Here is a 25,234-nt window from a genome sequence, read left to right on the forward strand (position 1 = left end):
ACCAAAGATCGTCTAGAACTATTGGAAAACGCAATTGGAGCAGCTAATGCTTCTCTAAGCAATAAGGTTCAGTCTGCAATCAACTCTGCTGATGAATCGTTGGGGAGGCTGAGTGACTGGGTCAAATGCGTCCGGAGGCTTCAGGTTGGTGATGGGGATGAAGTTGATAGCTTCGAGATGTTTAAAGCTAAAGTTTTGGAAACGGCGGCTGACTATGCTAATTATCTTGAGGAATTTAGGGACTGTGCCATAAAACGGCGTGACAATCCGTCCGACACAATAGCGTGCCCCAGTATAATAGGCGAAAGTTTTGATCAGTCTTCCGACTATCAAGGTTTTGTTGAGGCTGTAGCGACCGTGAATAGGAATCGGCTAAGTTTGGAAGAGAGAAAAGCTCAATCGGTTGAAAAGCTAAAGGCGCATTGCTGTTCCAAAGATGGAGCGGGATGGATCGAGCTCATGAGGGCGCGGAGAATAGCAGATTCTGAAGCGGAGCAGGCGCAAAAAGACTTTGTTAGTGCGAAAGCTGCGCTACGGCAAGCTCAAGGGAAATTATCAACTACAAAGTGGGTTGCGGATTTTATTGACGAGGGGCTGAAGCTCGTTTTAGGAGAGGGAAACCTTACAGTTGAGCAATCTAAGGATGAAACGCGGTATGAACTAAAGAGGTTAGGCGAAAAAGCCACCTACCTGTCCGAGGGGGAAAAGAAACTGGTGGCTTTGTTGTATTTTTGTTCTACCTTGTATGAGCCGCAAAAGAGGGACACTATAGGGGAAGGAATTGTAATTTTTGATGACTTGGCTTCGGAGCTTGATGAAACTCGACAGGCCAACATTTCTAGATTGATTGATGATGTGATTGACGGTCTTGACGTGAGGCGTTTGTCGGTTTGTTACTTCACGCATAGCAGTGAATTTCTCCGACAAAAGCTACCGAATTTTCGACACAGGGTAAATAAAAGTGAGAGAGCACATAAAATACCGAATGTGGCGGTATATGAAGTCTATAAGAAGCCGAGAATTGACGAACGGTTGCCGATCACCGCAGTAGCCCCTTGGCCTAAGCAAGCTTTGAAGATAAACACGGACTATGAACTAGCCTTATACAAGGTGTGCTCCGCGGCGATCGCGATACAGAAAGACGCGAATACCGAAAGTGTCGACCTGCTCGTGGGAAATTACTGCCGGAAGATCTTGGAGGTCTTTTCGGAATTCAAAAGACCTGGCCACGATAAATTTGGGAACAGAGTTAACGAGATGTTGATGCAGGACACTTCCCAGAAACCCTTGCCGGCAAATCTGGTTAGGAACATAAATGAACTCTGTCATTCTTACTTGAGTAAGGATAATCCGCTCTGGACTCGCCACTCCTCTATCTCAGCCATATCCACCACTTTGACGTTCATCTACTATTTCGATCCGGTGCATTTGGAGCGGATGGTGCATAGACTTCTGGGCAAGGATGAATGGGATCATCTCAAATTGCTTGTCGAGGAGAATCACTGACGGTTTAAGTGGTGTAAATCAGTGATTCTGATTGTCGTTGGGAGATGGCGCTTCGGGGATAATAGTTTGAAGTGTCTTGAATTCACATCGTGTGCACCGATTCGCTCGCATACGCAAACGGAATCCGCTCCTGCTCAATGCGCAGCCGGCCCTCGGTGAAGAGCAGGCGGTAGGCGCGCTGCTCTTCGGTGGTGAGGTGGGTAAGCGTGGCGGAGCCGTCGCCGGGGTCGGGGACGGCCAGGTGCTGGAATTCGGTAACGGTGGCGGTGTCCATGAGCAGTGACGTCGTGTGGGGGAAGTGGGCGCGCACGGCGTTGAGGATGGCAAAGCCGGCGGCATCGAGGTCGCCCCAGTAGGTGATGTCGGCGTGGTTGAGCCAGTCCAGTGCCTGGAATTGGTGGGCGGCGGTGCCGGCACCGAGGAGGGCGATGGTGGGAGGGGAGGTGTCGGCAAGCGTGGGCAGGGCCAGGAAGGTCTGCTTATTTTCCACGATGAGTACCCGGGGTGGGGTGTCGGGGAAGAGCTTGGCTGCGTCGGCGAGGGGGATTTCGATATCGGGGAGTGCCGGGGCGTGGTTGAGGTAGCGCAGGCGCAGGCGGGTGTCGCTGCGGCGCAGGCCCAAGTCCGTGATGCCGAAGGGCGCGAGGAGCGTGAGGAGTAGGCGGCGGTGGTTGCCTATCCACTTGCCATCCACGCCTTCGACCGGCACGGCGCGCTCCCACTCACCGGAATTGGGGTTTGCGCGCAGCCAGGTCAGGCACGGCCCCAGGCAATCCAGGTCGTACGGGCTTAAGTCTTTCCACTGGTTGTAGGAGCGGTGGACGGTGTGGGTGAAGTCCGGGGACTCCGGGAAGATGGCGGCGATGTCCTGGGCGCGCTGCCGGGCGGTGGAATACTCGCGTTCCAAGCCCGCGGCTGCGGCAATGCGTTCGGCGCCGTTGATTGTGATGCGGGTCGGGACGTTATTGGTGCCCAGGCCCGCGCGCGACCAATTGCGTGACTCGTAGATGACTTCCTCCTGGTGCGGCCAGCGCTGCCAGGCGCGGATGAAGTCTTGGGTGGTGCCAATATCGCGGGCGGCGGCCGTGGCTGTCGGCGGGTGAAGCGGCCACGCCAGGTGCAGCGAATCCGGTTCAGCGAGCGCTTCGGCGAAATGGTTGCGCAGGTATTTCGCCGCGTGCACCTGCAGGTCTTTAGGCATCCGCATCGGTGGGCTCCTCGGGGCGGGGCTGTTCGGGGTTGGGGGTGGAGAGAGTGGAGGCGTCGATAAGCGAATAGCCCGTGCGCGCCTGTGGGCGGCCGTTGATGATTGGCTCGTCGTAATTGACCACGATGGTGCCATCCACATAGGGCGAGAGCGTCTGGATGAGCTTGAACGGCGTGGCCAGAATCATGTGGAAGCCAAAGGAGGCAAAGACGGACATGGCCGTGCGGGTAAAAGTGGGATCGGCGCGGTCAAAGGCCTCATCCAAGATGATGGAGCCATAGGTAGGCACATCCTGGTCCGGCTCCGCCAGGCGGAAGCGCAGTGCTGCTGCCAAGCAGAAGAAGACGAGTTTTTGTGCCTGGCCGCCGGAGAGCGACGCGGAATCCTGATAGGTATTGGCCGTGGTGCCATCGGGGTAGCGCTCGCGGCCGATGAAGCTGACGTGCCGGCGGGTATCCAAGACCACGTTGCGCCAGCGGATATCTTCCGGGTGGCTGGAGCCCAGTCGGCTCAAAATCTTGTCCAGGGCGTGGTAGCGCCGCAGGGCGGCATCGTGCTCATCCTCGCTGATTTCGGCCAGGCTGTGGGAGGTAGCTGCATCCAGGTCTCGCTGGAAATCTTGGACCACCTGGCCGCGGGCGTCCTTGACGTCAATGCGCAGGGTGCGCTCACCGTTGAAGGGCGAGCGCTCCAGGGACTTGTTGATGAACTCCATGCGCGTTTCGATATCGCTGCGCGCATGGCGCAGGGAGGAAGCCAGGTGGGACAGGTTCTGGACGGTCTGGCCGTTGAGCAGCTCCAGGAAGCGGGCGCGGAAATCTGCCAGGCGGTCAGCTCGTAGGTACTTCAGCTTCTCTATGCCTTCGCCAGCGAAGCTGGCCTGCGGTTCCAGGTCGGCGGCTTCTGCTGGCCACTGAGACAGGTAGGCGTGGAGGACGGAGACGATCTTGCCGTTGGCCTCCTCAATGCGGCGCGCGGCGGTGCGGGCGGCGTCCTGCAGGTCGGCCTGGACCTCGTCGCGCCGGGCATCGATGTTATCGATGGTCAGCGTGCGCTTGCCCTTGTGCAGGGCTTCCTCGACGGCCTTCGCGATGTCCTTGTCGGCGATCTCCGGCACGGTGCCGATGATGCGGCGGCGCTCGGTGGAGCGCTTCAGCTCGCCTTCGACGTCACCGAGGTGTTTCTGTGCCTGGTTGAGCCGGGTGCGGGCAGCCTCCAGCTTTTCCTTCGCGTGCTGATGTGCGGCGGCCAAGGCTTGGGCTTCGGGGGAGGATGCCAGGGAATCGTATTGCGCTTGCAGGTCCTGCTTGCGGGCTTTCGCGGAGGCGGTGTCAATGTCCTGGAATCTCGAGTCCAGCACCTGCTGGGCTTTATCGCGCTGGGTGCGCAGGATGTCCATCTTCCGGTTGAGGTTATGGACCTGCCTGGCGGTGGCGCTGGCGGTGGCTTTGGCCTGCTTTAACTGGGAGCGCAGTAGCTCAATCTTGGCGGTGTTGGTGGAACCCACCCGGTACCATGCGGTACCGGCAAAGCGCGTGCGGTCATCCTTGATGAAACGCGTGGAGCCGTCCTTGTCCTTGGGGCGGCTTTCCAAGCCATCGCGGGTAACGGCGGGAGTTGTGGTGACCTTGTCCAGTTCCGCTACCGACTCCACGCATTCATAGTTGAAGCGGCGGGAAATGTGTTGGCGTACCCACGCCGTCATGGGGTGATCCTGGAATTCCAGCTTGTGGATGAGCTGCCGCGGGCTGCGCGCGGAGGCTGGCGCCGACGTGAACTCCGGGATGGTGCGGTATTCCAGACGGGTACCCACGTTGCGGGAGTTGACCCACTGGTTAATGGCTTGCCGCGCGTCCTCAGGCACGAGCAGCGTAGCGGCGAAGCCGTGCAGTAGCTTTTGGATGACCGGCTCCCAGTCCGCCTGCTGCGGGCTGATGTCGATGAGCTCGCCGGCGAAGGGAAGCTCGGATTCGGCGTAGCCGGTATCGCGGGCAAGTTGGGAGCGCAGCTCCACCAGGGCCTTGTCGATGTTGGTGCGCCGCGAGCTAAAAGAGCGCAGCTCGCTATCGAGCCGGGCGCAGGCGGTGGCCGCATCGCGGGCGGCCACGCCGGCTTCCTGCTGCTGGTTCGTCAGATTGGCGGAGTCGGTTTCGAAGTCGGAGAGGCGCAGCTGGGCGTTGGCCTGCAGCTCTGCGAATCCTTGCGGGCTGAGCTCATAGTGTTCGGTCCACTCGCCCACGGCAGCCGCAAGGCGCTGGAATTCTTTGGAGCGGTGTTCAATCTCTATGTCGGCGGTCTCCATTTTGGCGCGCAGGGCATCGAGCTCGCCGGCGCTGAGCTGGGAGACGGCCATCGCGGCGCGGCGCTCTGCATCATCAAGGTGGGCGACGTCAGCCTCGAGGGATTCCACTTCGGATTGAGCTTCTACCTGCTGGGCGCTCAGCGCACGGATGTGAGAGTCCAGCTCTTCTGCCACCAGGCGGGAGCGCACGGCTGGCAGCGCCTCGTTCATGGCCTCGGCTTTGTGCTTATCTGCCTCCGCGGTTGCGCGCTGGGCATGCAGCTGGGGTAGGGGAGCGAGCGTATCAATCTGGGCCTTGACGTCTTCGACCCGCAGGTACGCCTGGCGCAGATCCTCAAATTGCTCCACGGCCTCCTCCGCTCTGGAGAAGGTCGAGGGCTTGTCCAGCATGTAGTCCCGGAAGAGCTGATCCAGGCTGGAGAGCGACTTCGCGGACTGCGTGCGGTGAAGAAGCAGCTGGCCCTCCACGTTCTTGATGCCAAGGCGTTTGCGGAAACGATCCGCAAACGTGGCATATGTCGGCGTAAAGGACACGCCGGGTCCCTTGTACAGGGCCTTGATCTTGCGGGTGTCCAGGCTGCGGGTGAGCAAAGGGCTGAGCTTATCGACGTCCTCATCACCCGGCACCAGCCCATACAACTTCTTGATCTGGCCGACTGAGTTCTCACCGCCGTTGAGGCGGAAGATAGCTATGAGCGTGTGCTGCTTGCCCGCGCCATTGTCGTAGGTCAGGGCAACCACCGAGTTGGTAGCGCCCTCCCGCAGGTATTCGGGGGCGATCTCACCGGTCTGCGCGTTTTCTTGCTGCCGCCAGGCACCGCGTACATAGGAGACCAGGCTGCGCCCGTTGTGCCGGCCTAGGTCCTGCTGCGACGCCGCGTTGAACTTCAGGTGGCTCTGTGGAACCAAGACCGCCGACATCGCGTCCAGCAGCGTGGACTTGCCGGAGCCCGAACCGCCGGTGATGAGGAAACCTTTGCGCGCCACCGGGATGGAGAAGTAGCCGTGGAAGGTGCCCCAGTTGATCAGCTGAATGCGGCTGATGCGGAATTGGCCGGGGTACAGGCTGGTGTGGCTAGTCATCGGAAGCCTTCTCCTTTTCCTCGTCTACCTGCTCTTCATCGGCTTGTGCCAGGCGGGCGTATTCATCGCGGATGGCGGTGACGGTGGAGGCGTCGAAAAGCTGGCGGAGCACCGGTGAGACCTCGAAGCGCCCTTCGGTCTCGGTAGCACTCAGCAGGGAGTAGTCGTTGTGAATGCGGTTGATGGCGGCGTTGAAGCGGCGGTTGAAACCGGCTTCATCACGGTTGTCCACTGCGCGGACGTAACCGATTCCCTCCCGGAGATCCTCGACGTCCACGATGACCCGCTCGCCGGGCAGCGCAAGCCCCAGCTCTTGGCGCAGGTTCAGCAGGATCGCGGTGTCGATGTGCTTGAGCTTGTCCGTGCGCAGCACCTGCGGGATGCTCAAGGTTTCTTCCTCCACCATCCGGGTAAACGCGAAGCCCTCGGTCTCGTCCACGACGAGTTCCAGAAACACCTCATGCAGCCGGGCGCGGAGGTTCTCCTCATCCGAGATGATGGCGGCCCACAGCACCGGTTCCTTCTGCGCGCGAATGAGCGGGCCCTGCAGGAGCTGCACTAACGCGCGCCGCGAGTGGTAGGTCAGCGAGCCTTTATCGTGCTCCCACAGCGGTGGCTCGTGTGCGGAATCGACGCGGGGAGTGTGTGCGGCGGTCACTGTAGCTCCTTAACGGTGGTGTGATCGAAATACTTGGCAGGGATATGGGCGCAGCGCACGGTGCCGTCCTCCTCGGTCCACGTGACTTTCTCACGCGATGGACGTAGCACGGGCACCGGGTGCTGGTCGGCGATGTGCACCAAGCCCACCACGCTGGCAAGGCCCTGGGTTGGTGGATGGGCTTGCAGCACCTGGCCAATCGTGCAGGGGCCGGACTGGGCGACGGCCCCGCGTATCGCCTCGTGCAATTCCTCGAAGTCAATCTCCGATTCGCGCACCAACTCATACAGGGCTTGCGGGTCTTCTGCCTCCGGTTGGTATGCCACCGGGGTTTCCTCCACGACTTCCCGTCCCGGGTTGGCCAGGCGGATGCGGGAGACGGAGTGAATCGACATGCCGATGCGCTGCAGCGGTGTCTCCATCCGGTGAAAGGCTTTGAGCTCGGAGTTCTGTGCGGCATCGATAGCCATGCCGCGGGCTTCCCGCAGCAGCTCAATCATGCGCCGGTCCTCCGCGAATTGCTCGGAGGAGACGTAGTTGCGCAGGCTGCGTGCCAGCCCCGTCATGGTCTGGTTGACCTCGAAGCTGGTGTCCTCCATATCGCGAAAAAGCCTGCGCAGCTGCTGCCGCCTGTCCGGGGCTAGCGCCTGTCCGGCTTCGCTGTCGAGGACCTCCGTGATCCACTGGTCCAACCAGGCGCTGCGCTCCCTATCCATCAGGAGGGAATAGAAGCCGCGGAAACTGCGCCCTGCGTCCGACTCCGCGATGTGGTCGACGCCGTTGAAGATCTCCTCCAGCACCTCGCCGCGATAGCCCTCTGGATCCAAAAGCTGGCGGCGCAGCTGGTGGTTGAGGGCTTCAAGCTCGTGGCGCACCCGGGCGAAATCGCTCGGCACGGCCATGGCCATGTTCAACACGTCTTGGACGCGTTCTTCTGCCTCCGCGGCGGTGAGCCTTTCGAACTGCCCGCGGCGGGCTTTCTCAATTTCACGGTCGATGCGGTCGCGTTCTTCCTCCAAGCTGGCTACGCGGCTAGCAATGTCCTCGTTCGTATCCCGCGCTAGCCTTTGCAGCGCGGAGCTAATCGATTCCACGCGTGACGCCGTCACCGTGGTCACCGGTGCCTCCCAGCGCTCAATGGCTTCGAGCGCGGACAGGGCCTCCTCGCTGGGTTCGAGCGTTTCACCGTGGGAGCTCTTTCCGGATTTTCTGATGAGCCACCCGGCCTTGACCCAGTCATTGCAGTAATTCTGCGGCGTGCGAGGCATGGAAAACTCACTGGCCAACACCTCGAAATCGGTGACCATGAGCTCATACACCTCCGCCGCTGGGCGTGCCCTGGTGCCGCGCGGGAAGTACTCCGCGATCAACGCCAGAATCACGGGAGCGTTATCCGCGGCCAGGAGCCGGATCGCGGCGGAATCGCGCATCAAACGCCGCAGCGATAGGGCGCGTGCTTCAACAGACATGTCTTGATTCTGACAGGTGTGCCGGACATGCGCAGCGAAGACTGGCTCAAATATTCGAAGCCCGCTGTCTGGCATTCGACCTGCAGAGTGCAGGTCGAAATAATCACGCCCATGGCGGCGGGCCATGAGTGAAGCTTTAAGCTGCGTTCACCTGGTCGTCTTCTATCTCTACGCGGCCCATGAAATACCGGGAATGCGACTTTTTCAAGGATTCCAGGGAAGGTGCTGAAATATGGGCGATCTCAATATCAGGATCGTCGATCGCTGCTTCGCGGCGGAGGCGTTCCTTAAGCGCTTGCGTCGAGTCCGAGAATTGTTTGATGAAAGACTCGCCTGAGCGACGCTTGTAAGTGATTATGAAATCAGTCATTAATCTGTTCGCTTTCGATTGGCAGGCCAGGAAGGGCGTCTTGTAGTTTTCTCAGCGCTTTGAGGGTCTCATTGTTGTTCTCGGCAGTGTCTGCCAATTCTAACTCATAGCTCGCCATGTGCATATAGAACTTGGCTCGTTCTCTGTGTACTCGTGGGTCTACTGGGATGGCTCGTGATGTCGCGGCGATGGTCTGCAAACCACTTTGTGCTGATTCGTATCCCTCCTCCAGATCTGTCTCTATGCCGTAGAACTTGTCGGAGACTTCGAGCAAGTTTGCCCAAATAGATTGCAAGTCCGGATTCGCTGGGCGGTAGTCATCTTCGTAGCGAATTCGTCGGCCGGTAAGGTCTGCCAGTTTTTCAAATGTATTCGCCCATTCGGCTTGGAGCTGGGTACGCAATTGAATCTCCACGCGACCGGTAGGTTTGCTGGTAATCCATACATGCACCGCACGGTATCCTCGCTGGGGATTAGAGAGATAGTTCTTGATGGTTACTTCGGCATTGACTTGCTTGACTAGAACCTCGATAGCCTTGGCAATATCTAGCAGTACAGAGTGAGACGCGCCCAAATCGAAACGAACACCGGCGAAGTCCTGCATCGCCGATAAGCGGGATCCTCTCTTTAATTTGTCTGCGATGGATGACCTAGTTTTGACCTAGTTTTGACTCGGGCAGATTGTACTGCCTCGAAAGGTCCTCGACCGTCAGCGTCTATGGATTGAACCGCAGACGAAACGAGCTTCGTAGTTTCGTCTTTGAGCCATTCGTACCAAGCGATGATTTCTTCTTGGCAATCGGGCGGTGTACTGCGCTTTCCTACATAGAACTCCCCTAACTTGTCAATTTGTGAATTTGAGAAGGGACGCTTTTTGCAAAGGAACGTGGCGTCCGTATTTGTTTCATTGCTCACTTTTAACCTTTCCCCCGAGCAACGCACAATGATTTCAGTTGTGCATATCCCCTAACTTAGTAGCAATCAGTCAACCATGGGGCAGCTCTAACTGTTGTTGCGAGTGAATCCCTGCTTGGCTATGGTCGAGCTCCTCTTCCTGAAAGCCGAGGCGAGGGCAGGGACGTTGGCATCGAGAAAGTCGTGGACGGTGGCAGAGATGCTTTCCTTGTCATCGGTATCGCGAGTGACTCGGCCAACCTGCTGAATGACAACGCCGCGGAAGCTTACTGGGGCGGCCAGCACAAGAGTGTCCAGTGCGGGAAGATCGATGCCTTCGCCGGCTACCTGGGACATGGCTAAAAGGACGAAATGCGGTGTGGTGGCAAGCTGTTCACGCACGGCCTGCCGTTCAGTGGCTTTCTGTCCGCCGTGGAGTTGGAGGACGGGGAAGGGGGCGTCGGTAAGCAAGGCGCTGAGGGCAGCGAGGTGTTCGCGTCTTTTCACTAGGACGAGGACAGTGTGCTCGCCCTGCGCGGCTTGTGTGATGACATCGGCGATGAGCTGGTTGCGGTGCTCATCCACCGCCAGAGCGGTGTCGAGGTCGGGCCAGAAAAGGTAAGGAGCATCGTAGGTGAAGTCCGTGTTGTGGACTACATAGTTGCGTTGCCCAGGGCGATCAAGCTCGACGGTATGGCGGATAGGGCCGCAAATGAGAGGCAGTAACTTATCAAGACCGTCGGAACGGTACGGAGTCGCAGTCATGCCGAGCATAAAACGAACGTTGAGTTGCGCGAGGACATTGGTTAAACCTGCAGCCCCGACCCGGTGGCATTCGTCAACGATGATGTGGCCGTAGCCGGAGAGAAAGTCAGTCTTGGAATCGCTACGGCTGATGGACTGAGCTGTGACAATGTCTACCACGCCGCTGAGCTTCTTCTTAGCGCCGGAGTATTGCCCAACGTGGACGTCTGGAAGAAACTGTTTGAGGGCTTTGTGCCATTGGGTAGCAAGCTCCCTCGAAGGGACGATAACTGCGGTGGGCACTGACCGCTGCGCGATGATTGCACAGGCCATGACGGTCTTACCGGTGCCGGGAGGAGCAATGAGCATTCCAGACTTGTGCTTGAGCATCTGTGTGACGGCGGAATGCTGGTAGGGGCGTAGTTCGCCGGCGAAGGATGCATCGATGCGCTGTGGTTTCGGTGTATGGCCGCGGCGGGTGACGGTATATCCTGCGGTTTTCAGAATATCGAGGACGTCATCGAGCGTGCCGCGGTCGAGCGTGAGGATCTGGTCCTTCTCATCAAAGCGCACGATGATCCGTGGAGTTCCGAAGGTGGAGAAACGCTGGGCTTGCTTGATATAGAACTGCGGGTTAGCAATAGCGCCGAGGTGCCGCAGGGCCGAACGAGTGGTGGCGTCGACGCCCGATAAATCGACGTGGACGTGCGAATCGTGGGTGACGTGGACTTTCCCAGAAGCCTTGAGCCTCTTTAGTTCTGCGCGGGTGGGTGCCTGGGGGAGGGATGTCTCGGGATCAGGCTGAAGCGCAGCGTAGATTCTCTTGAGCTCGGAAAGTGTTGACTTCTTCGTACTTGCCAAAGCCTCGAATTGGTCTGACAAAGGTTGAAAATCACTGTCGACGAAGACCGTTGTGCCTTCGGATCGATGGTGGCCAGCCAATGGGAGGGCAATCAGGTTGCCGAAACCGCGGCCTTTCGCCGGCAGAGTGTCTTGGGAAGGGAAGAAACGGTCGAAACTGGAGAAGTAGGAATCCGGGCTAGCTTTGGCAAGAAGTCCGATGCCCACGGAACGGGCGAGGCTGGCAGGAATAGGTTCGTCGAAGAATACCCAGACGTGAGCTCCGTTCCCAGAGCGTGAAACCTCTATGAGTGGATCGAGTCCATGGTTCTTACATTCTTCGGAGTAGGCGCGGGCGGCTTGCTTGAAGTCGTCATCGTCGAAATCGCAGACTAACAGCCGGCAGCTATCATCTGTGCACAGTGGGTAAAGACCAACGTGGAAGTGGTTGTCCCGGCGCAAATGCCCTTCGATCACCTTCGGTGTTAAGGGTTTCAGGTCGGGGTTTCTTCGGTCATAGTAGCCATTGCTGGCCGGATACCAGGCCTTCTTTTCCGCAGTATTTTTAGCCACTGCGTAGACGTCTGTCCTCCCCGCGAAGTAATCCATGAAGAGCGCAATCTTCTCCTCCGGTGAGCGCCTTTCAGAATGAACGTTAGCCGGCGGCGGTGTGTCTGCGGGACTAGGGCGCGAGGGCGCATGATCGAGGGCCTGCAGCAGCTGGGCTACCTGGGATTCTAGTTCGCTAACGCGAGCTTCAAGCGCTTCGAGGCGTTCCTGTTCAGTCATGGCGTGTGTTCCTTGTGCGTCGGAACTAGTTTATATGACGGCATGCGGCTAAATGCCTTGTCGGTTTGGCGTTGTATTGCTTAGACTTAATCGCACGACGATCCGGTCACCGGAACGTTGTCGCCTGGAGCCGCGTAGGCTCCAGAGCTTTTTGCAGAGGGCGACTGGGGTCGCAGTGATAGGCTGCGCGCTTCAAAAGACAAGCCTTGATTCTGACAGGTGTGCCGGACATGCGCAGTATGTGGAGCATTGAGGTGGCCTCTAGCCATTCGTGCGCAACTTGGTTATCCTTGAGGGAAGTTTCACTTGTAAGCGAAAGGCGTTTCAGGTGTAAGTGTCACGCTGGGAAAGGAGTGCTGATGACTGCCTCTGCACTCATCAACGATCGGCTCATAATCGAAGAAACTACTCTCGAAGAGCTGAAGTCGCTGCAGACTCTCGAGGCAGCGAGCTTTCGGGTAGCAGATAAGCACGGGCGCCCAGTCCCGTTGTCGCGTGATGTTCAGCGATTGATTTCTCAGGTCTTGGCTTCTGTTGCGCAGCGAGGGGAAGTCACAATCTCTCGCATTCCTGAGGAGCTCACCAGTACAGTAGCTGCCGAGCTGTTAGGCATCTCGCGTCCAACGCTCATGAAATGGGCAAAGGAAGGAAGGATAGCTACCCACAAGCGCGGAACACATACGCGGTTTAAGCGTGAGGATGTCCTGCAGTTGAAGCGCCAGCGCGCTGAGGAACGCGTGAAAGCGTTCCAAGAATGGCGTGCATTCGAAGAGGAGAACGAGAGTTTCTTTTCACAGTCCTAGGTGCATTGTGAACTGCTAGAAACTGCACTGGGCTAACGCGGTTACTATCCTCGAGAACATGCCGCAAAAGGTATTCGTTGACGCAAACATTTTAGTGAGCCGTACAATCCTAGATTGGCTTTTTGCGCTGCAGATTTTATCTGGAGACATGTTTGTGTTCTATACGTCTCAAGACGTGCTTGCGGAAACGGTACGGGCGCTGCGGCGGAAACATCCCACAGCACCTGGGAGAATTATCAAGGACCGTGTCGAGAAGATCGGTGCGGTGATGGAGGAAATCATTGATGATTTTCCCGGAGACATGCCTTTCGACGGTTTGGATCGTCATGACTACCATGTCCACGCGGCGGCTTTCACCTCACAAGCCGACATCATCCTTACTGATAACTCGCCCCAGGATATAACCATAACTGCCAGCGAGCAGCGCTACGAGATAATGAATGCGGATGCATTCCTCATGCTCATTCGCGATTCCGCTCCAAACTTAGTGATTGAATGTACGAGTCAGCAGCTGGAGTATTGGCAGAAAAGGAAGGGCTTTCAGGGCCTAGACGATGCGCTGAGGAGAGCGGGTTGCGACAACTTTGCCAGCGCTGTGCGTGAAGCCTTGCAGGCGCTCGCGCAGCGCTAGTTTCATCCGCTCAGCGCTTGTAGCCGCAGACTTTCCAGTGGTCGGTGGTGCTATAGCCCGCACTCTTAAGCCCTAACAAGCTCCTGCAGCGCACCGAGAGCCTCACGGGAGGCAGTGCCGTAGCGCTCGCGCAGGAAGCGGTGGGTGGCGTCGGGGTTGTCGAGTGATACGGATGTCTCGCTGAGGTTGTGTAGCTCCGATTCGCCGGCATCGGTCTTTTCCACCGACCAAAAGCTCTCCGGGCGCAGGCCCAGTTCGCTGGAGCGCTCAAGCACGCTGAAGGCGTGGGAGGCAAAGATGAGCTGCGCGCCGTTGACGTTGATGCTGGGCTCGCGGAAGGCATAGATGATGAAATCCAACAGCGCTGGGCGCAGGGCGGAATCCAGCTCATCAGCCACTAGGATCCCACCGCGGCGCAACGTGTCCAACACCAGGGGAGCGGTGGCCATCCAATTCTGCGTGCCCCCGGATTCATCGGTCAACTTCAGCGCGTAGTAGGAGTCACCAACTTTGTGCTCCACGATGATGGAGTGCAGTAGGGACTCGATCTCTGCATCGGAGTAAGCCTGGAACTCGTCTGGTCGGGGGATGCTGCCGGCGCTGCGGCTGAGCGCATCAATGACCGGGCGCATCTGGCGGAAGACGTGCTCGGGGATGTGGTCCTGGTTCAGCCGCACGGAGTGGATTCCCGAATCGGCCGCGCGCAGCAGCGCGGCAGCCTCATGCAGGTGCAGCTTGCCCTCACGGATGAGGGTGGTGATGCGGGAGGCAGTACTCATGGAGGTATGGCCGTGCGGCAGGTAGGACACGTCGTGCACCAGGGCGCGGGCCAGCGGGGCGAGGATGGGGTGCTCATCGCGCAGTCCGGCGGACAAGAGCAGCTCGGTGTCATCTACGGGGCCAAGCTTGGCGACGTCCCCCTCATCCATAAAGGACTTAGTCCACTGCACCTCCTCCCCGCGAGTCCGCGCGAAGCAGGGGCTCCAGCGGGTAGAGGGCACGCGGCTGAGCCACTCGGCGTGCACGCCGGTAAAGCTCCACTGGAAGCCGTAGAGGTAGCGCACGCCATCGAGTTCGAACTCCAGCTCAAAGGTGCTGGGCAGGCGTTGCGTGCGGGGGTTGAGGCGGTACGGGGCGTGGGGGAGTTGGTTGGGTGGGGCGTCGGCAAGCCAGGCGGTGGCGGAGGACTCGATGGCGAGCAGAGCGAAAGCGAGGGCGTTGAGGATGCTGCTCTTGCCGGAAGCGGTGGGGCCGATGAGAACGGTGATGGGATCGCTAACCTGCGCCCAGCCTTCTTCCGGGGCGGTGGAGTGCTGCCAGTCGTGGTAGAGCGTGAGCGTTTGGGTGGCGCGGATGCTGCGGAAGTTGGACACGCTAAAGGAAAGGAGCCTCATGATCACGAGACTACAAGCTCCCAGATTCTTCATCAGACAATTCTGTCCTAGGTTCGGGCGCTGAGTTCTCGCCCCATGCCTTAACCCAGCCGGCGCTGGTAGCGTTTGTTGCGTACCGCAAAAGCAACCACAGGAGGCCACGTCCTATGGGTGGGGATACTACTGAGCTGCTCGTATGTTTCGGGTTAGTGATTGTCATGGCTCTTTATTGGACCTATTACATCCGGGGCGTGCGAAAAACTCCCAGGTCGGAAAGATGGTACGACTCAGCCGATGCGGAAGGCGCCGAAAGTGATGGTGTGCTCTTCATTTATCCCTACGGCACGCTCATCATGGGCGCTGCCGGTGCCACAGGGCTGGTCGCAAATATGAACCTCCCAGAGTCCGCCGAAACGGTGCTGCTTGCCCCGATCATGGCAGCTTTCGTCATCGGAGTCATTGGTTTTACAGGCGCGTTCGGGATTCCGCTTCCGTGGCCATTTGTTCCGCGTTGGGTAGTGGATATCCGCAAAGCAAAACGTGCTCGGAGACGCGAGCGCAGGCAAGCTAGGAAAATGAAAAAGAAAGAATAGGCCTGGTAACTGACGCAGAGGCCGAAGCCAGTATGTAGTGGGTCTAGGGCTGAGCGTCGTCAGTTTTGTAGGTGAAAGTAGCGGCGATGCACGCTAGGCTTTTGGCATGAAGTATCGGAACGTTCAGATCAGCTCCGTCGCGGCGCTTGTCATGAGCCTGTTAGGCGCGGCGTTCTTTGCTTTGGGGCGGGTCATATTTGGTGTCGGCGGATGGCTCGCATTCTTTACCCTTCCGGCCGGCGGCATCGTGGTCCTTGCGCTGTTAGTTTTGTGGCTCATCCCCGTACGTACCCCGAAGGAAGATGAAGGGGGCGGAACGTACAAGGCCTTCGGGTGGCGCGAGTCGTGGGCATTCATTGCTGTGACCGTGTTCCTCTTCCTGGCCGGCTTCTTTTTGGTCGATTACGGCGATACCGACGAGAGCGTGAAATCCGCCTTCACCCAGATTGTCGGTCGGTGGGCCTTAGACCTGTCCTCGATACTCTTTTGGCTCAGCGTTTTCGGGGTGATCGCCTCCTACGTTATCGGGGTCGTTGTGTCGGTGAAGGGGCAGAAGGTCGCTGACGAAGACCAGGCGCAGAGTTCAGGCCCGGGAGACCTGGACGAGGCAAACCCAGGCGAGGAGCTCGGCCAGGACGAGCCCTAAATTGCCGTTTTCTGGGCCTGCCGATTAATGTTGCTGGGAGCGGATTCGCTGCCGTACGTGGCGCACCAGTTAAGTACTGGCGTGGGTTGCGTGGGTAGGGAATACGCGGGGCTATAGCTCAGTCGGTTAGAGCTACGGACTCATAATCCGTTGGTCCCGGGTTCGAGCCCCGGTGGCCCCACAATTTAGAGCTTCTATGCTCTCCTTTAAGCAGGTGTTTCGCGCTCGATCCAACATTGAGATGTTCACATGTCTTGGGCCTGTTGTACTCTTAGCGGGAAGCGGAAGGAGGGCAAGCATGGAGCAATTTACGGCGCGGCAAATAGCCGAATGGTTTGTAGCGTGGGCTGATGAAACTGATGATGCTGACATTACGCAGCTCAAGCTTCAAAAGCTTCTCTACTACGCCAAAGGGCTGCATATGCGCTCCTCCGACGGCCTGCCGCTTTTTCCTGAACGAATGGAAGCCTGGGCTCATGGTCCAGTAGTCGTGGACGTCTACCATGACGTTAAGCACTACGGAAAGCTTCCCATAGACCCCGATGAGTTCGTCTCGGATGATTTCGACTGGGATGATTACCGCGACGTTGAGCAGGACTTGATTGAGGTATGGGATAAGTATGGCCCCTACTCTGCATGGGCTCTGCGGAATAAAACCCACACCGAGTCGCCGTGGAAAAAGAACTTCGTGGAGGGCAAACGCGGGTTAGAAATAACTGATGCCGATCTGAAGAACTACTTCTGCTAGCTGTGGGCACGAAAAGTAAACGACGGGGGAGTAGGCCAACCAGAGGGGTGAGGAGCGCCCCAGATTCAAGCGTCGTGGATGCTCTTCGTAGCTCGCGGGCTGACTATCCGCTCCTGTCAACGCGATTCCTGCAGCAGGGGTGGGGCTTCGAAGAACTAGATGATTCAATGCGCGCAGAGTTTCTGGAAAAGTGGCACAAGCGGTCAGTGCTTTCATGGAAAGAGCTGGCACAGCATCCCAGGCACGGACTCGGCTCAGAGTTTATTCCGGCAAGCGCTATCAAGCCTCAGATTCCGCGGCAATTTCAGGATGTGGAGAAATTCCGGGTTTACCGTCACAAAGGGAATCTTCCTTTCGCGGGCTGGAAAGACGGGGAAGTGTTTTATGTCATTTGGATTGAGAAAGCCTACAACGAGCTCTACATGCATTAGCTCATTTTCTGAGCCTTAGCGGTCCGCCAGCTAGGCGGCGCATTGCAAGGAATAGCTCCTCAATGCGAGAGATTGCTTAGCACCCGATACGATGACCACCATGAGCGTTGTCGAGATGGACCCGTTGATCGAGTCGCTGTACTACTGGTCCGACATCATAGGTGTCCTCCTCATGGGCATCATCGGTGGCACCATGGCCCGGCAGCGCGGCTATGACATCGTGGGTTTCTTCTTCATCGCGATGTTCTCTTCCCTCGGCGGCGGCATGATCCGTGACGTGCTCATCAACCGCGGCACCGTCGCCGCGATGAGCCAGCCGGAGTATCTCTACCTGGCGTTCACCGGTGCTATCATCGCCCGCTTTGTCTACTTCAAGGGCAAGACATGGGACTACGTGCAGTCGCATGGTGATGCGGTGGTCTCGGCCCTGTGGGCGTCGACAGGCGCGCTCAAAGCCATCGCCTACGGCCTGCCCCTGATTCCCTGCATCATGATGGGCGTGTTCACGGCTACGGGCGGCTCCATGATCCGTGACATCGCCATGGGGCGCGAGCCCGCCGTCTTTGGTGATAACACCCCCACCGTGATCCCCGCGGTGGCCTGCGCGCTGGTGGTCTTGGGCGCAGACTCGGTCGGCTACTTGGCGTGGGGGGTTATTCTCGGGCCGGTTGTGTCCTTTGTCCTCACCATGCTGGGCATCTGGGCGGGCTGGCGCGTGCCTGCACGCCAGGAGTGGGCGCCGGTCAATGACACCGCGGCCTACGTCATGGTCATGGCGCGCAAGGCGGAAAGCAAGGGGCGTGCCGTGGGGCGTCGTCTAGAGCCCACGAAGCTTCGCTCCTGGCGCCACAACCAGATGGAAAAGGCCCTGCAACGCCGCATCGAGCGCGAAGTCCGAGCCGGCAAGCGCCGTGCGGAAGCCGCCATCGATGCCTCCGAGTTCCTCGACTCCTTCAACGAGGAAGTCGCAGAGATGTCGGAGATGATGGAGCCGGCCGTCGCGGAAGCGGAGTCCTCCGACTTCGGTGTGGACCTAAGCGGTGACTCCTACGAGGAACAGAGCGCTGAGGGGCCAACGCCGCGCGAGCTTTTGGATCGCATCTTGGCTGATGATCAGCTCACCGATGAATTGGTGGAAAGACTCATGCGCCGATATGAAAAAAGAGATGATTAGAACCTGAGAAATGCTTTAACCTAGTGATGAAAGTGAGGTGATGGACGCGTGACGTCGAGGCGTTCTTTTCTGGGTATGCTCGCGGCGCTGGCGGTGTCGGGCGTTGCGGCCCCCACCCTGGCGGGCTGCGGAACGGAACCGGAGCGCATGGATACCTCGGGAATGAATCTCATTACTACCGATATCTCGGAGCCGCAGCGCTCCCTCATCCCGGCCGATTCCAACGACGTGCCAGGCCAAACCATCATCAACCTGGTGTACTCGGGCCTGATGTACCTGGATAAGGACGGCGGCGCCCATTACGACATGGCGGAATCCGTCACGCAGGTTGATGACACCACGTTTGACGTGCAGATTCGTGAAGACGCGGTGTTCTCCGATGGCTCGAAGGTCAGCGCGCAGGACTTCGTCGATACGTGGAATACGGCAGTGCGCCAGTCCCTGCTTTCCGCACATCACTTTGCGCCGATTCTCGGTTTCAATGAAGGCAGGAAGGAGATGCGCGGGCTGACGGTGACGGGGGAGAAGTCCTTCCGCATTGAGCTCTCGCGCCCCACGGCGGGCTTCATTGAACGCTTGGGTTATTCCGTCTTTTTCCCCATGCGCTCTGCGGATCAGGACAAGCTGAGTGAGCGCGGCACGGACCCGATTGGCAGCGGGCCATACCTGTTGGCCTCGTGGGAACGTGAGAAGGCGTTGACCCTCGTGCCGAACCCGCGTTATAAAGGGCCGCGACACCCGCAGAATGAGGGCATTAAGTTCGTCGTGTACGCCTCGGAGGAGCAGGCCTACGAGGATCTTGTGGCGGGCCGGCTGGACGTGCTGACGCGCATCCCGGCGGAGAAGCTCGGAAGCTTCGAAAAGGAGCTCGGCGCGCGGGCCCTTACTAAGCCTGGCGGTTCGATCATGGAGATCACCATTCCCGCCAACGATGCCAATTTCCGCGGCGAGGCTGGCCGCCTGCGCCGCCGGGCCCTGTCCATGGCGGTAGACCGAGAAAAGATTGCGCGGGACATCTTCCACGACCGAGTGACTCCGGCCAACAGCTTCGTAGCGCCGCTCTTCGGCTCCCCACCGCCTGCGCCGGAAGGTGCTGACGTGCTGACCTACCAGCCGGATAGAGCCCGCGAGCTGTGGGAACAGGCGGAGAAGCTAGACCCCTTTAAGGGGACGTTCAGCATCGCGTTTAACGCCGATGGCGGCCACAAGACGTGGGTCGATGCGGTGGCTCAGCAGGTGACGGATACCCTCGGTGTGCTCGCCGAAAGCAAGGAATTTGGGACCTTGAAGGAATTGCGTCGAGAGGTCACAGCGCGGCACATTACCGGTGCTTTCAGGACGATTTGGCAGGCGGAATTTCCGGATGAGTCGACCTTCCTGGTGCCGCTGTTTGCCTCCTATTCCTCAGAAAACGAGTCAGGTTTTCGCAGCACCGAATATGACGAGTTGCTGAAGAAGGTAGGCCAGGCGAAGGACCGGGAGGAGGCCCAGGAGTACTACTTGCAGGCCCAGGAGCTGTTGCTGGAGAAGATGCCGGCGATTCCGCTGTGGACGACTAAGGCATTCAGCGCCTACGGCAAGGACATCATCCCTGCTGGCTACACGTGGAAGCCCACTCCGAACTACTATCTCATCCACCGCGCTTGAGATTCCAAGGGTTCTGTCAGGCTGTAGGACTAGGCTTGGCGCAATGCTGAAGTATTACTTTTTCGCCATTTGGCAGGCCTTCGTTGACCATGGTTTGCCACTGCTAGGAATGCTGCTGTTGGCGATTCTCATCCCGCGCATCGGCCGCTTGGCGGTGCGGGTTATTGAGTCCCGCCTCGATGAAAACCAAGAGTCCACCAAGGCGCGCTTGGCGCTGGCCGGCGCGCTGGTCTATGTGGCACAGGCGGTGGCGTACTTCCTGCTCGTGTTGGCGGCGCTGGCCAACGTTGGAGTGCCTCCCCTGGGCGCGGCCATCCCGGCAACCGTGGTCTCGGCTGCCGTCGGTTTCGGCGCCCAGTCGATCATCGGTGATTTCCTCGCCGGTTTCTTTATCCTCTCGGAAAAGCAATTCGGTGTGGGTGACTATGTCAGCTTCGACGGAGTGACCGGCGTGGAGGGCACCGTCGTTTCGCTGACCTTGCGCACGACGACGGTGCGTACGCCGACCGGTGAAGTTGTCATGGTGCCGAACGGTTCGGCGGGCGTGGTCACAAATTACTCGCAAGAGTGGTCGCGCGCGGTGGTGGATATTGCCATCCCGGTCCATGAGGGCGATTCCGTGCAGGAGCTGACCGAACAGGTAGAGAAGATTTCACAACGCGCCATCGATACCCCGGACATCCGCGCGGACGTGGCTGGTGAGCTCGACGTTCTGCCCGCTACTGGGTTGGTTGCTCCCACGGTGGCCGGCCAGCCATGGCAGGTGAAGTACCGCGTCTTGGTGCAGGTCAACCCCGCACGCCAGTGGGCGGTGGAGCGCGCGATCCGCTCGGCGCTGCTTTCTTCCTTCTGGGATCTGTACAAGCTGCCTAACACTGAAAACGTCGCGGGTGAAGTCCTGGAGGTGCTGGGCGGCGCGGTGGATGCCGATGCCCCCACCACCGTCATGCCGGCGGCAGGCGCTAACACCGAGTCGAGACAAGAGAGCTCGGCGTCCGAGACGGAAGCTATCGCCGCTGACGCTGTCGCTGACGCGGCCGCCGAAGCGCAAGACAGCAAGGATGACGGCCCAGGGCGCCCGGCCTATTCGGCCGAACCCGACGACGAGGAAGAGGATGATTACGGCCGCGGTATCTGGCGCGCGGATAAGCCGGAGAACAAGTGGGACTCCTTCTGGACGCTTGGCGGGCGCGTGCGTCGCTCCACCACAGGGCTTATCGCCGGGCTCGGCGCGATCAGTGTGCTGCTGTTAGCGTCCGCCAACCCAGACGGCGTGGAGAATGCCGGGTGGCTATCACCCTCGCGCTGGATGGGACAATCAGAGACAACGTCCGAGTCCACTCAGCCCTCCGAACCTTCGCCAACGCCACAAACCGCGCCACAGGACGAGCCTACCTATGTCTCGACGCCCGAGGAGCCGGTGGAAAGCGTGCAGGGCACAGTCACTGAAAACACCCCGGACAGTGAAGCCGTCTACGCACCTGTGAATCCAGGGGAACCGACAACCCAAACACCAGCGGAGGAAGGGGTCTCCGAAACTCCCGCGCCCACTGAGGGCGCACAGGCTACCGCTACTGAAGGGGCCTCGGAGCCTTCCGCCGAGATGTAGACCCGAAGGGGGCCGAGAGGCGCTGCACAGAGAGAGGTGAGAGAGACGCTTGGAGAGGGCGCACGAGAGATATGAGTGATAGGGAAGTGCAGCGGCGTAATGCGCTACACCTTATGTATCGGCCCATCGCCACCGATCGTTAACGCAAGCAAGCTAGCTCACAACTCCCGCGCCCGGCCTATAGGTCAGCGCATGCGCCTGCCTCACGGGGGAACCCGGCCTGAGTACATCATCCACGCGCAGCCAGTGCATCTGCGCCTCCTCGCGGCTCAGCGTGACGAAGCAATAGCCGTGGCTATCCAGCTCGACGTGGTGGCACTGCGGGTTGGCCTGGCGTAATACCTGTTCGGCAAGGCGGGAGACAGTATTGCCCGCGCGTAGGTTGAGCGCCTCGTTGATATTGGGCGCCGACACGGACCCGCACACCATCTCCGCGGCAACCACCTCCTCGCCCTTGCTAATCGTATGCGCCCATTCGGTGTGGATATCGCCGGTGAGGAACAGGGCGTGGGCAGGGGAGGCGCGGAGGGCGTCGATAAGCGCGCGGCGTTCTGCGGAGTAACCATCCCACTGGTCCCCGTTGACGGGAATCCCTGTGATGTTCTTCGTCAGGGCAGCAGCCACCTGTGCGGTCAGCGAATTCTCCTGCAGTGACACCAGGTTCAGCGGGGCAAACATCACCGAATTGCCCAGCAGATTCCACGTGGCCTGCGAGGTCTCAATCTTTCCCAGCAGCCAGTCATACTGCTCCGAGCCCAGCATGCTCCGGCCCTCTTTCATAAACGCCACCGGGTTCCATTGCGCCTGCTGGTCGCGGTAGGTGCGCAGGTCCATCATGGTCAGCTCCGCCAAATCGCCGAAGGTCAGTGAGCGGTACAGATGCCCGTCCTCGGAAGCCGCGGTGGCGCGCACGGGCATCCACTCGAAATAGGCGCACATGGCCGCCGTCTGCCGCTCCTGCCAGCTTCCTTCCGTGGCGGGGTCGTGGTTCTCCGCGCCGCCGGCCCAGTTATCGTTGGCCGTTTCATGGTCATCCCACACCACGATCCACGGCAGAGCGGCATGCGCTGCCTGCAGGTCGGGGTCGGTGCGGTAGCGCCCGTAGCGCGTGCGGTAATCCGCCAGCGTGGTGATCTCGTGCGCTGGGTGGTGCAGGCGCACCGGCCCAAACCCGGAGTATTCGCCGGCGGCGTACTCGTAGATGTAATCGCCTAAGAACACCATGTAATCCAGCTGCCCGGAGTGCGCGCGCTGGGCGATGTCCGCGTAAGCGCTGAAGAAGCCCGACTCCCAGTTCGCGCAGGAGGCGACCCCAAACGTGAGCTGCTCCGGCGAGGAGGTGGCCGCAGGTGCGGTCTTGGTCCGCCCGATGGGGGAGGAGACACCATCGACGAGGAAGCGATAAAAATACACGGTGTCCGGCTGCAGGCCGTGCGGGTCCACGTGGACGGTATGGTCACGGCTTGCGGAGGCAACCACAGTGCCGCGCTTGACAACGTCCCTCATCTCCCCATCCGCTGCCACCTCCCACTTCACGGTGACCGAGGGCCCTACGCCGCTGCCCGGCAGTGCCTCCTCGGTGGGCGTGATGCGCGTCCAGAGGATGACTGAATCCGGAATCGGATCGCCGGATGCCACTCCGTGCACGAAGGGCAGCGTGCCCGCGGGCGGCTCTACTAGCCCGAGGGAGGAGGTGGACGTGGGATCGGCTGCCGAGGCTGAAGAGGCGACGAGGGAGGCAGCGGTGGCTGTGGCTAATCCGGAGGCGTGGAGGAGGCGGCGACGAGTCAGAGAGCGGCGCATGGCTCTACGGTTTCTCCGCTGAGGCGGTGTCGCAACTTGGGGGCAGAGAATTCGCCCGCCGGTCAGGTGTGGTTTTCCGTGGCTTCACGTGTGCTTTACCCCTTGGGGTGGAGTAATTTCTTGCGGGGTGAGTTACGGGCTATAACTTATGCTTATGAAGAAGTTCTCTCGTGCGGTTCTCGCCGCCTCTGTCTCTGTTTCTCTCTCCCTGTCCGTTGTCGTCCCCGCTCAGGCGGAGACCGGTGCTTCCTACGAGGAGGCCCCCACCGCGGTTTCCTCTCCGTCTGATACGGGCGACCTCGAGTCCGGCCTGTCTTCGGAGCTGGATGTTGAATCCTCCAGCAAGGAGCTGGGCTCCTCCACCGAAGGCACTGGCTCCTCCAGCAAGGAGGAAGATGACGCCGAATTCGAGCAGTCTTCCCAGGGTGAGAGGATTGCCTTGGGCCTGGGCATTAGCGCAGCGCTTCTCGCGGCCATCGCCGGCGGCGTGTTCTGGGCCGTGCAGCAGGGAATCATCCCGAACCCGCTGCCGGGCGTGATTCCTTCGCCGAAGGCACAGGAGCCCGCACCTGCTCCGGCACCTGCACCTGCCCCCGCACCGCAGCCAGCTCCGGAACCGGCTCCTGCGCCGGCTCCCGCCCCTGCGCCTGCACCTGCCCCCGCACCGAAGCCGGCACCGGCTCCGGCCTACTACTCTCGCTGCGCCGATGTGTGGAACGCGCTGGGCCGCCCCATCTACCCGAGTGACCCGGGCTTCCGATCCAAGTTTGACCGCGATGGTGATGGCGTAGGCTGCGAGCGCGATCCTCGTTAAGCTGGAGCGCATGAGCGCTTTTTCTTCTCTTGAGTCCTGGCCCGTCGATACCGTTGCCGGTGCCTTGCTGCACCGCGGTGAGGTAGTAGAACAGGTCGGTGATGTCTCCCGCCGCTTCCCAGTAGCCTCCGTGACCAAGCTGGTGGCCGCCTATGGGGTGATGGTGGCAGTGGAGGAGGGCGCTGTGGAGCTGGATCAGCCTGCCGGTCCTGAAGGCTCCACGCTGCGCCACCTGTTGGCCCATGCCTCGGGGGTGGGCTTTGATACACGCGAGCCTCAAAAACCGGTGGGCGAGCGCCGTATCTACTCCTCGGCGGGCTATGAGTGGGCCGCCGAGGTAGTCGAGTCTGCAACCGAGATTCCTTTTGTTGACTACCTTGCGGAAGGCGTGTGCGCTCCGCTGGGTATGCAGGCCACCACCCTGGAAGGCTCGGCCGGGCACGGCTTGGTTTCTAGTGTGGAGGACCTAGCCGCCTTTGCCGCCGAGGTGTACGCGCCGCGTTTGCTGGATTCCTCCACCGTGGAAGACATGCGCAGCGTCCAGTTCCCCGGGCTGCGCGGGATTGTGCCGGGCTACGGCAGCTTCAAGGACTGCACGTGGGGGTTGGGCTTTGAAATCCATGGCGAAAAGAAGCAATGGATGGGCGGCTTGCCAGCCGATGCCGTGGGGCATTTCGGCATGAGCGGAACCTACCTGTGGGTGGCCGGTGAGTGGGCGATGGTGGCGCTCACGGACCGCGACTTCGGACACTGGTGCAAGCCGCTGTGGGCCGAGACCAATACGGCGATCTGGGAGGAGTGCCAGGCGCGCTAGCCATAGCCGCGGTGAAGAACTTGGATGGCGTAGCGGCGCACCGACAGGCGCCACAACGGGGGTAGTGGGGCACCTGTGGCGACCGCGCGCACATGATGCTCGTGAGCCCTCATGTGGCGAATGTGGTTAATGGGGTGAATTTCCGGGCGAAAGTCTCAACCTGATATTGAGGCAGCGGGGGCTTAAGTGCAGGTTGAGGGTTGTTGTGGCCTAAGTGGCGGGGGAAAATCGTGGGCACACAACGACGCACCGAGTGGCCACATACCGTGGCCACACCAATCGGTGT

The 25,234-nt window shown here is 59.8% G+C and carries 20 protein-coding genes, 1 tRNA gene and 1 pseudogene; 13 read left to right on the top strand and 9 right to left on the bottom strand.

Annotated elements, in window-relative coordinates:
• Nucleotides 1-1,506: AAA family ATPase (locus QKE52_RS00005; RefSeq protein WP_347947775.1), on the top strand; the 1,506-nt coding region annotated here is incomplete at its 5' end.
• Between the two features lie 82 nt (nt 1,507-1,588).
• Here the strand turns inward: QKE52_RS00005 and QKE52_RS00010 are convergent.
• The 7 genes and pseudogenes from QKE52_RS00010 to QKE52_RS00040 form a co-directional block, all read right to left on the bottom strand.
• Nucleotides 1,589-2,713, bottom strand: a complete 1,125-nt coding sequence (locus QKE52_RS00010; RefSeq protein WP_347947776.1) for a DUF3322 domain-containing protein — start codon at nt 2,711-2,713, stop codon at nt 1,589-1,591.
• Entirely contained in the window at nt 2,700-6,098 is a 3,399-nt protein-coding gene (locus QKE52_RS00015) for an ATP-binding protein (protein WP_347947777.1), read from the bottom strand. Before QKE52_RS00015 ends, QKE52_RS00010 begins: the two co-directional genes overlap by 14 nt.
• Nucleotides 6,091-6,756 (bottom strand): DUF4194 domain-containing protein, encoded by a 666-nt coding sequence (locus QKE52_RS00020; protein WP_046647072.1) that lies wholly within the window; start codon nt 6,754-6,756, stop codon nt 6,091-6,093. The genes QKE52_RS00015 and QKE52_RS00020 overlap by 8 nt, the downstream gene beginning before the upstream one ends.
• Nucleotides 6,753-8,225 (bottom strand): DUF3375 domain-containing protein, encoded by a 1,473-nt coding sequence (locus QKE52_RS00025; RefSeq protein ID WP_046647073.1) that lies wholly within the window; start codon nt 8,223-8,225, stop codon nt 6,753-6,755. Before QKE52_RS00025 ends, QKE52_RS00020 begins: the two co-directional genes overlap by 4 nt.
• 136 nt (nt 8,226-8,361) lie before the next feature.
• Nucleotides 8,362-8,595 (bottom strand): hypothetical protein, encoded by a 234-nt coding sequence (locus tag QKE52_RS00030; RefSeq protein WP_070545535.1) that lies wholly within the window; start codon nt 8,593-8,595, stop codon nt 8,362-8,364.
• Nucleotides 8,588-9,244 (bottom strand): annotated as a pseudogene (locus QKE52_RS00035) (hypothetical protein); the annotation flags it as partial. The pseudogene QKE52_RS00035 and the gene QKE52_RS00030, both read right to left, overlap by 8 nt.
• Nucleotides 9,245-9,597: 353 nt before the next feature.
• Complete coding sequence (locus QKE52_RS00040; protein ID WP_293776525.1) at nt 9,598-11,862, bottom strand: DEAD/DEAH box helicase; 2,265 nt, start codon at nt 11,860-11,862, stop codon at nt 9,598-9,600.
• Nucleotides 11,863-12,221: 359 nt separating this feature from the next.
• On the opposite strand from QKE52_RS00040, the gene QKE52_RS00045 reads away from it, so the two are divergent.
• The gene (locus QKE52_RS00045) at nt 12,222-12,665 is read left to right on the top strand and encodes a helix-turn-helix domain-containing protein (protein ID WP_347947778.1); all 444 of its coding nucleotides are present in this window, start codon (nt 12,222-12,224) and stop codon (nt 12,663-12,665) included.
• Nucleotides 12,666-12,723: 58 nt separating this feature from the next.
• The gene (locus QKE52_RS00050; protein WP_049156827.1) at nt 12,724-13,296 is read left to right on the top strand and encodes a PIN domain-containing protein; all 573 of its coding nucleotides are present in this window, start codon (nt 12,724-12,726) and stop codon (nt 13,294-13,296) included.
• Between the two features lie 65 nt (nt 13,297-13,361).
• Here the strand turns inward: QKE52_RS00050 and QKE52_RS00055 are convergent, their stop codons facing one another.
• Nucleotides 13,362-14,690, bottom strand: a complete 1,329-nt coding sequence (locus QKE52_RS00055; RefSeq protein WP_347947779.1) for an AAA family ATPase — start codon at nt 14,688-14,690, stop codon at nt 13,362-13,364.
• Between the two features lie 197 nt (nt 14,691-14,887).
• Between QKE52_RS00055 and QKE52_RS00060 the strand changes: the two genes are divergently transcribed.
• From QKE52_RS00060 to QKE52_RS00095, 8 genes are all read left to right on the top strand, one after another.
• Nucleotides 14,888-15,262 (top strand): hypothetical protein, encoded by a 375-nt coding sequence (locus tag QKE52_RS00060; RefSeq protein WP_230308877.1) that lies wholly within the window; start codon nt 14,888-14,890, stop codon nt 15,260-15,262.
• A 106-nt stretch (nt 15,263-15,368) separates the two neighbouring features.
• Complete coding sequence (locus QKE52_RS00065) at nt 15,369-15,908, top strand: hypothetical protein (RefSeq protein ID WP_347947781.1); 540 nt, start codon at nt 15,369-15,371, stop codon at nt 15,906-15,908.
• 107 nt (nt 15,909-16,015) lie between these two features.
• A tRNA-Ile gene (locus tag QKE52_RS00070) sits at nt 16,016-16,089 on the top strand.
• 117 nt (nt 16,090-16,206) lie between these two features.
• The gene (locus QKE52_RS00075; RefSeq protein WP_070517348.1) at nt 16,207-16,656 is read left to right on the top strand and encodes a type II toxin-antitoxin system antitoxin SocA domain-containing protein; all 450 of its coding nucleotides are present in this window, start codon (nt 16,207-16,209) and stop codon (nt 16,654-16,656) included.
• A 74-nt stretch (nt 16,657-16,730) separates the two neighbouring features.
• Entirely contained in the window at nt 16,731-17,087 is a 357-nt protein-coding gene (locus QKE52_RS00080; RefSeq protein WP_070510638.1) for a hypothetical protein, read from the top strand.
• A gap of 100 nt (nt 17,088-17,187) precedes the next feature.
• A complete protein-coding gene (locus QKE52_RS00085) occupies nt 17,188-18,261 on the top strand; it encodes a trimeric intracellular cation channel family protein (RefSeq protein WP_049156865.1) in 1,074 nt (357 codons plus the stop codon).
• 48 nt (nt 18,262-18,309) lie between these two features.
• A complete protein-coding gene (locus tag QKE52_RS00090) occupies nt 18,310-19,908 on the top strand; it encodes an ABC transporter substrate-binding protein (protein ID WP_232745382.1) in 1,599 nt (532 codons plus the stop codon).
• 43 nt (nt 19,909-19,951) lie between these two features.
• Nucleotides 19,952-21,517, top strand: a complete 1,566-nt coding sequence (locus QKE52_RS00095; RefSeq protein WP_070821147.1) for a mechanosensitive ion channel family protein — start codon at nt 19,952-19,954, stop codon at nt 21,515-21,517.
• A gap of 153 nt (nt 21,518-21,670) precedes the next feature.
• On the opposite strand, the gene QKE52_RS00100 is transcribed toward QKE52_RS00095, so the two are convergent.
• Nucleotides 21,671-23,320: an alkaline phosphatase D family protein gene (locus QKE52_RS00100; RefSeq protein ID WP_158380962.1), complete on the bottom strand. Its 1,650-nt coding sequence runs from the start codon at nt 23,318-23,320 to the stop codon at nt 21,671-21,673.
• Between the two features lie 154 nt (nt 23,321-23,474).
• Here QKE52_RS00100 and QKE52_RS00105 point away from each other — a divergent pair, with 154 nt between their 5' ends.
• Together QKE52_RS00105 and QKE52_RS00110 are read left to right on the top strand one after the other, a co-directional pair.
• Nucleotides 23,475-24,134 carry an excalibur calcium-binding domain-containing protein gene (locus tag QKE52_RS00105; protein ID WP_071407342.1) on the top strand — a complete coding sequence of 220 codons (660 nt, stop codon included), beginning with the start codon at nt 23,475-23,477 and terminating at the stop codon, nt 24,132-24,134.
• 10 nt (nt 24,135-24,144) lie between these two features.
• A complete protein-coding gene (locus tag QKE52_RS00110; RefSeq protein ID WP_175974515.1) occupies nt 24,145-24,948 on the top strand; it encodes a serine hydrolase domain-containing protein in 804 nt (267 codons plus the stop codon).
• Nucleotides 24,949-25,234: the final 286 nt, after the last annotated feature.

It is taken from the genome of Corynebacterium sp. c25Ua_47, assembly GCF_039907205.1.
GTDB lineage: Bacteria > Actinomycetota > Actinomycetes > Mycobacteriales > Mycobacteriaceae > Corynebacterium > Corynebacterium hiratae.